This is a genomic window from Terrisporobacter sp. (assembly GCF_017888745.1).
Classification (GTDB): Bacteria; Bacillota; Clostridia; order Peptostreptococcales; family Peptostreptococcaceae; genus Terrisporobacter.
Map to the genome: position 1 here is coordinate 1 of NZ_JAGHFM010000239.1, position 6,822 is coordinate 6,822.

The 6,822-nt window shown below is 25.8% G+C and carries 7 protein-coding genes; all 7 read right to left on the reverse strand.

Features of this window, described 5'->3' with window-relative positions:
- Positions 1–368: 368 nt before the first annotated feature.
- Positions 369–1,595: a serine/threonine transporter SstT gene (sstT, locus tag J7G74_RS11165; RefSeq protein ID WP_297135304.1), complete on the reverse strand. Its 1,227-nt coding sequence runs from the start codon at positions 1,593–1,595 to the stop codon at positions 369–371.
- A gap of 363 nt (positions 1,596–1,958) precedes the next feature.
- Positions 1,959–2,849 (reverse strand): NAD(P)/FAD-dependent oxidoreductase, encoded by an 891-nt coding sequence (locus J7G74_RS11170; protein ID WP_297135306.1) that lies wholly within the window; start codon positions 2,847–2,849, stop codon positions 1,959–1,961.
- 23 nt (positions 2,850–2,872) lie between these two features.
- Positions 2,873–3,193: a thioredoxin gene (trxA, locus tag J7G74_RS11175; protein ID WP_297135309.1), complete on the reverse strand. Its 321-nt coding sequence runs from the start codon at positions 3,191–3,193 to the stop codon at positions 2,873–2,875.
- A 113-nt stretch (positions 3,194–3,306) separates the two neighbouring features.
- Positions 3,307–4,539, reverse strand: a complete 1,233-nt coding sequence (locus J7G74_RS11180; RefSeq protein WP_297135319.1) for a sensor histidine kinase — start codon at positions 4,537–4,539, stop codon at positions 3,307–3,309.
- Positions 4,529–5,200: a response regulator transcription factor gene (locus J7G74_RS11185; protein WP_297135311.1), complete on the reverse strand. Its 672-nt coding sequence runs from the start codon at positions 5,198–5,200 to the stop codon at positions 4,529–4,531. Before J7G74_RS11185 ends, J7G74_RS11180 begins: the two co-directional genes overlap by 11 nt.
- A gap of 65 nt (positions 5,201–5,265) precedes the next feature.
- Positions 5,266–6,096 carry a hypothetical protein gene (locus J7G74_RS11190; RefSeq protein ID WP_297135313.1) on the reverse strand — a complete coding sequence of 277 codons (831 nt, stop codon included), beginning with the start codon at positions 6,094–6,096 and terminating at the stop codon, positions 5,266–5,268.
- A gap of 40 nt (positions 6,097–6,136) precedes the next feature.
- On the reverse strand, positions 6,137–6,769 hold the full coding sequence (locus J7G74_RS11195) for a DNA-binding protein (RefSeq protein WP_297135315.1): 633 nt from the start codon (positions 6,767–6,769) through the stop codon (positions 6,137–6,139).
- Positions 6,770–6,822 lie beyond the last annotated feature (53 nt).

Sequence of the window (6,822 nt, forward strand, 5' to 3'; positions counted from 1 at the left end):
CATGTACAGCCTCTTTTTATTTAAGTAATTACTTAATTAAATTGTATTAGTCTTAACTAATTTAATCAAGTATTTTATTTAATTTTTTTATAATAATAAATTCATGTAAACTAAGGACTTCATTAGTTACTTAATTAGTAATACTTTGATTAAAAATCATTTGCAATTCATATATTTTATAAGCCCTTAATATAAAAAATTCGCTTTGCTTAAGCCACTAAGTGGGTGCTTCATGTCCCAATATCTTCGTCCGTTGTTTAAATAACAAAATTATAAATTATATATTATCGATTTTGTAGATAATATACTCATCTAATTATAATAAAAAAAGGACTATTAGATAGTCCTTTTTTTATTATAATTTATATTTATGATATTTTAGATTTTTTATTTTTTCTTTTTTTAGATAATTCTGCAACTGCAGTAAAAAGAACATCAGTAGAAGAGTTTATAGCAGTTTCACAAGAATCTTGTATAACCCCAACTATAAATCCTACACCTACTACTTGCATAGCAATGTCATTTGGTATGCCAAATAAACTACAAGCAAGAGGTACTAAAAGTAATGATCCTCCAGCAACTCCAGATGCTCCACAAGCACTTACTGCTGATATTAAGGAAAGTAATATGGCCATTCCCAAATCAACTTCTATCCCAATAGTGTGAACTGCAGCTAAAGTTAATATTGAAATAGTTATGGCAGCTCCACCCATATTAATTGTAGCTCCTAATGGTATAGAAACAGAATACGTATCTTTATCAAGACCTAATTCTTCGCAAAGTTTCATATTTACAGGTATATTAGCTGCTGAACTTCTTGTAAAAAATGCTGTAATTCCACTATCTTTTAAACATTTCAATACTAATGGGTATGGATTCTCACGAATTCCAATAAAAACTATTATAGGATTTACTATTAAAGCTATAAATGCCATAACTCCAACTAACAATAGTATTAATTGTCCATATCCAAGTAACGTTTCTAGACCTTCTGTAGCTATACTATTAAATACTAACCCCATTATACCAAGCGGTGCAAAGCTTATTACCCATATAACTACTTTAGACAAGGCATCAGAAATATTACTTATAACAGTTTTAGTCGTTTGACTTGCATTTTTAAGGGCAAAGCCTAAAATTATAGCCCATGATAATATTCCTATATAATTAGCATTAACTAAAGCATTAACTGGGTTATCAACTATATTCATAAGTAAGTTTTCTAGTACTTCTACAATTCCACCTGGATGTGTGACATCACCTGCACTAGCTCCAAGAGTTAATTTTATTTTAAATATAAAACTTGCTATAACTGCTGTAAGTCCTGCTAAAAATGTACCTAATAAATAAAGACCTATTATTGAACTCATATTTGTCTTTTTTCCACTCTCATGTTGTGATATAGCTGTCATTACTAAAAATAAAACTAAAATCGGAGCAACAGCTTTTAATGCTCCCACAAATAAAGATCCAAATATTACTATTGGACTTGCGGCTTCAGGTAAAGTTAAAGCCAATATAATACCAATTACTAATCCTATTAATATTCTTTTTACCAAGCTGAGTTGGTTCCATTTTACGAATAATTCTTTCATTTTTTCCCCCCTAAATTTTAAATATTAATGTAATTTTTGTATTAAATATATATTATTAGACATTTTTTTTAATACTCCTTCTTAAAATAAAAAAAATTTTTATTTTTTTAAATTTTCATTTAATTCATACGAAAAATAAATATAAATTATTATATTTTTATTAACCAAATTTCATTCTATATAAAAATTATTTTACTAAGCCTATTGCATAGATTCTTTACATAATACATGGAGTTCACCCATCATTAAATATCTAATGCTATAATTATAAATGATACACAATTTAAGTAATTTATAATCCTTATAATACAAAAAAGAGTTATGGTTGAAAAATTACTCTTTAAACCTTAACTCTTTAAATACTTAATTATTGTTTTTTTCTTTTAATTTTAATTGATCTATATAAGAAACAGCATTTATTGCTGCAATTTGTCCTTGACCTGCTGCTTTTATATAAGAATATGGCTTACCAGCACAATCTCCACAAGCAAAGCATCCAGGAATATTAGTCTTCATATTTATATCTACTTTTACATGAGAACCTTCTGTTTCAAGACCTGGTACTAGAGTTTTAGGAGATGCACTATCTTTTATAACGAATACTCCGTCTACATCTATTTCTAAATTTTTAAAAGCAACTTGATTAACTAATGTTTCTCCTTTTATTTCTATTGGTCTTTCATTAATTACTTCTATGGCTTCATCTAGATTGTTACCTCTCATTAAACCTTCATTTTTATACATTGGTATAAAATATGTTTTGGAAGCAAGCTCATTTAAAAAATTAGCCTCTTCTTCAGCCTCTGAATTATATCCTATCACTGCAACTGTTTTTTCTTTATATAAAGGTGCATCACAAGTAGCGCAATATCCTACACCTCTACCTAAATATTCTTCTTCTCCCTTTATTGCCTTGCCATATTGGACTCCAGTTGCTAAAATAACAGTTTTAGCTTCAAACATATTTTCACCACTCATCAATGCAAAATAATCTCCCATTGCATAAATATTAGTTATTTTATGTTTAGATATTTCTATTCCCATAGAATTAATGTGTTCCTTAAACTTTTCTATTAAATCTTCCCCACTTATTTCATTAAATCCTAAATAGTTGTTAATTTCTGGTGCCTTCTCTAATTTATTACTTAGATTTTCATTTCCAAATAATATAAGGCTTTTGTTTCTTATCTTAGCATTTATAGCCGCTGATAATCCACCAGGGCCGCTACCTACTATTGCTATATCATATCTCATAATTAATCACCATTATCCTTAAATTATTTTAAATGCGCTTGTATTTTATGTTTCAATTGCTCTTTTGGACTAAATCCAACCATTTTTTCAATCATTTTACCATTTTTAAATATTATTATTGTTGGTACCGATACTATATTAAACTCTTGTGCTACTTCTAAACTCTTATCAATATCTATTTTACCAAAATCAACTTTATCAGACATTTCATTGCCTAATGATTCAAATATAGGTGTTAACATTTTACAAGGTCCACACCATGTTGCAAAAAAATCTATAACAACTAATTTATCTGAAGTTTTTACTTTATTATAAAACTGAGAGTTATTTAATACTTTTGCCATTGCTATCCCTCCTAATATATATTTATATAATATTACTTTCTATAAATAAAAGTTAATTTACTTGAATAAAATTTCATACTATAATTATACCCATTTTATTCTTGTAGAAACTTTTACTTTTTATTAATTTCTCTTGGTATAATAATTTCAAATCTTGATCCTTCATTTAACTTTGACTTAACTATAAGTTTACAGTTTAAGTTTATACTTATCATCTTCGCAATAGAAAGCCCTATTCCAGATCCATCTATATCTTGATTTCTTATATTATCACTTCTAAAAAACCTATCAAAAATATGATTTAAATCTTTTTCACTAATCCCTATACCACTATCTTCTATAAAACAAATTATTTTGTTATCTTTTTCTTCCAATCCAATTTTTATACTGTCGTTGTCTTTTGTATATTTGAAGGCATTATCTAGAAAAATCAAAATTAACTGTCTTAGCTTAATTTTATCACTATAAATTATATTATTTTTGGTATTGATTACAAGTTGTAGCTTCTTATTTTGCATCTCTGATATATCAATATAATCTCTATATAATTCACTTAAGATATCTTTTATATTTATTTTTTCTATATTTAATTTTATTACTGCATCTTCCTTAGAAAGAGATAGTAAATCCTTTATCATTTTTCTTAATCTTCTCGTTTCATTCATAGCATCTGCAATAGTTTCAATTTCATCATTAATCGTATTTTGAGGAACTGTTAATAAACTTTGTAGTTTTGATGATACTATTGTAATTGGTGTTCTAAGTTCATGAGAAGCATCTTGTATAAATTTTGCTTGTGTATTCCATGCATCTTCTACTGGTTTTAACGCCTTTTTAGTAAGATATAATGCTATAAAGTATGTGATTACTATAGAAAATGCTATACCTATGCTTATTACAGATAATAATTGTTTAAGAGAAAAAAGTTCTGAGTCTATATTTCTAATAACTCTAATTCTAGTATTATCTATGGATAGTGAAAATTCTCTAAAAGTATAGTTTCCCGATTTATAAGTAAAAAATAAATTATTATTATTTACTTCTTGAGGCACAATATTATCAAAGTATTCACTTTTTGTATAATAAATTAATCTATCTCCCTTGTATATATACACCAGATCTCTAGGATCATTTAACATTATGGGATTTAGATAAGATGTTTTATTAATCTGCATACTTATATACTCATATTCTTCTTCGAGTTTTCTATCTATACTATTATATGTAATATTTCTAAAATATAAAAATGTAAACATTGAAAAAATAATTAAAAAGCTTGATACAACTAAAATATTAATTTTTATTAAACGATTCTTTGTATCGCTAAAAACTTTTTTATTTATCATCAAACATATAACCTACTTTTCTTTTTGTTTTTATACATTTATCATATCCAAATTTGCTAAGTATTTTTCTTAAATTACTTACATATACCTCTACTATCTCTATAGTTGCATCTGATTCAATTCCCCAAATTCTATCATATATCTGTTCTTTAAGTAAGATAGTTCCTTTGTTTAGTAAAAAATATTCTAAAAGATTAAATTGCTTATTTTGCAACTCTATCTCTTCATTTTTATAAAATACTCTTCTTTTACTTAAGTCTAAATGCAAGTCATAAAAATCTAAACTATTACTTGTTTGTAATTTACCTGTAGTTCTAAGCATTGCGTATATCCTTGCCACTAATTCTTCCATATAAAAAGGCTTTGTTAAATAATCATTTGCACCAATAGTAAAAGCCTCTACTTTTTCATCAAGAGATTCTTTAGCGGTTAAAATAATTACAGGTGTATCATTATGGTTTTTTCTTATATTCCTTAAAATATCTATTCCACTAAGGTTTGGTAGCATCAAATCTAAAACAACTAAATCATAAATACCTTGTTTTATAAGATACAAAGCATCTTCTCCATCTTCACAAGATTCAACTTCAAAATGCTTGCATAATTCTTTTTCAATTGTTTCTAAAAGCTTTCTATTGTCCTCAACTATTAATATTTTCATTTTCCTCTCCTATATATTATACACAAAGGGAATATCCCAAAATTATTTTGAAATATTCCCAATAATTATTTTTTATTATCTGTTATATTCACTTTATGTGTTATTAAATCAATATCTATATTGCTTTTGCTTTCTGTGTCATCATAAGTATAGCCTAAAATTTTAACATCATGATCAGATGTTGATAAAGATGATATAATATATTCTCTTTGTCCAGGCTTCAAAATAGAGTTAAAAGTAACATGATCAATTCTAATTATTTCATCTTTTTTATTAATTTCTGCTATCTTCAATACAATATTTCCTAAGGTCTTTTGAGAAATATTTTCTATCTCAACACCATAAGATAAATCATTTTGTAAATTTTTTTCTTTATCTATCTTCTTTATTGACATTACTTCGTAATTCTTACTATTTTCTAAATATCTATCATTTTCTGATATATTGATTAAATTATCTTCTAATCCAATATTTACCTTACTATCTTCAGCTATATAACTATATCCTGTTACTTTAATAGTATTCGTATAATCTTTAGGCACAAATTGTACTTGCATCACTTCTTTTGGTGTCAACGTTACATCTATGTATATTTTAGAATTTGCCACCTCGTTATTATTATTGTCTAATTCATTATAATATAAAATTATTTGACTTAAATTTAAGTTTGATATATTTTTTATATTTATCATAGAACCTGAATTATTTCCACTTCTTTCAGTTAAATTAGTAATTTTAGTATTATCGATTTGCAAAGCCTGTGCATTTTCTTCATTAATTATATTCGATTCATATTGTTCATTACTATATTTTAAACTTAGAAGTGCAACAACTCCTATTGAAAAGATAATCAATATTAAAAGTATTAAAATTATTTTTTTTATGACATATTTCATAAACTTACACCTCATCTCCTTTTGCTGTTTGAAAATTTAACTAAAGAAGACTCTTATATGCTTTCATAAAGTCTTTTAATGCCTGTGTAACAATTTCTTTTTTGCTATAAGATGAATTACTACATAATCTTTCAAATTCTTCCCAAGTTTCTTTGTCAACTCTTACATTTACTGATTTAATATTTTTAATATTTACATCTTCTATGGCTATATCTTTTTTATTTGATAATTTTTTTGGTCTTAAAGCTTTATTGTCCTTTACTTCTATATACCAATCATACACTTCACATAATTTATCTAAATCTTCTTGGCTAATATTTATTTTTCTATCTTTTTTAGGTGCTACTTTTTTTGTTATTGTTTTTTTAGGACTTTCCTTTTTTACTTTTTCCTTCTGGAGTTTATTATTAGTCGTAGCTTCTTTTTTAGTATATTTAGGTTTTGTATTAGATTTATTACTTATATCCCCAAAAGAAATTTGAGATTCTATATTTTCCTTACTATTTTTATCAACTTCTCGTATTTTAACATACTTTCCTTTATCAGATCTATATCCAGCCTTATTTAAATTTCTTCTTAAAGTTGCTGGTTTTACTTCTAATTTATTAGAAATATCTTCAAAGGACATATTTTCGTTTTGGTATTTTAAAAACAATTCTATTCTCTCTGTCAAAATCACATTCTCCTCCGTTATATTTCTTTACTTATAATTGTACCATAAATTCA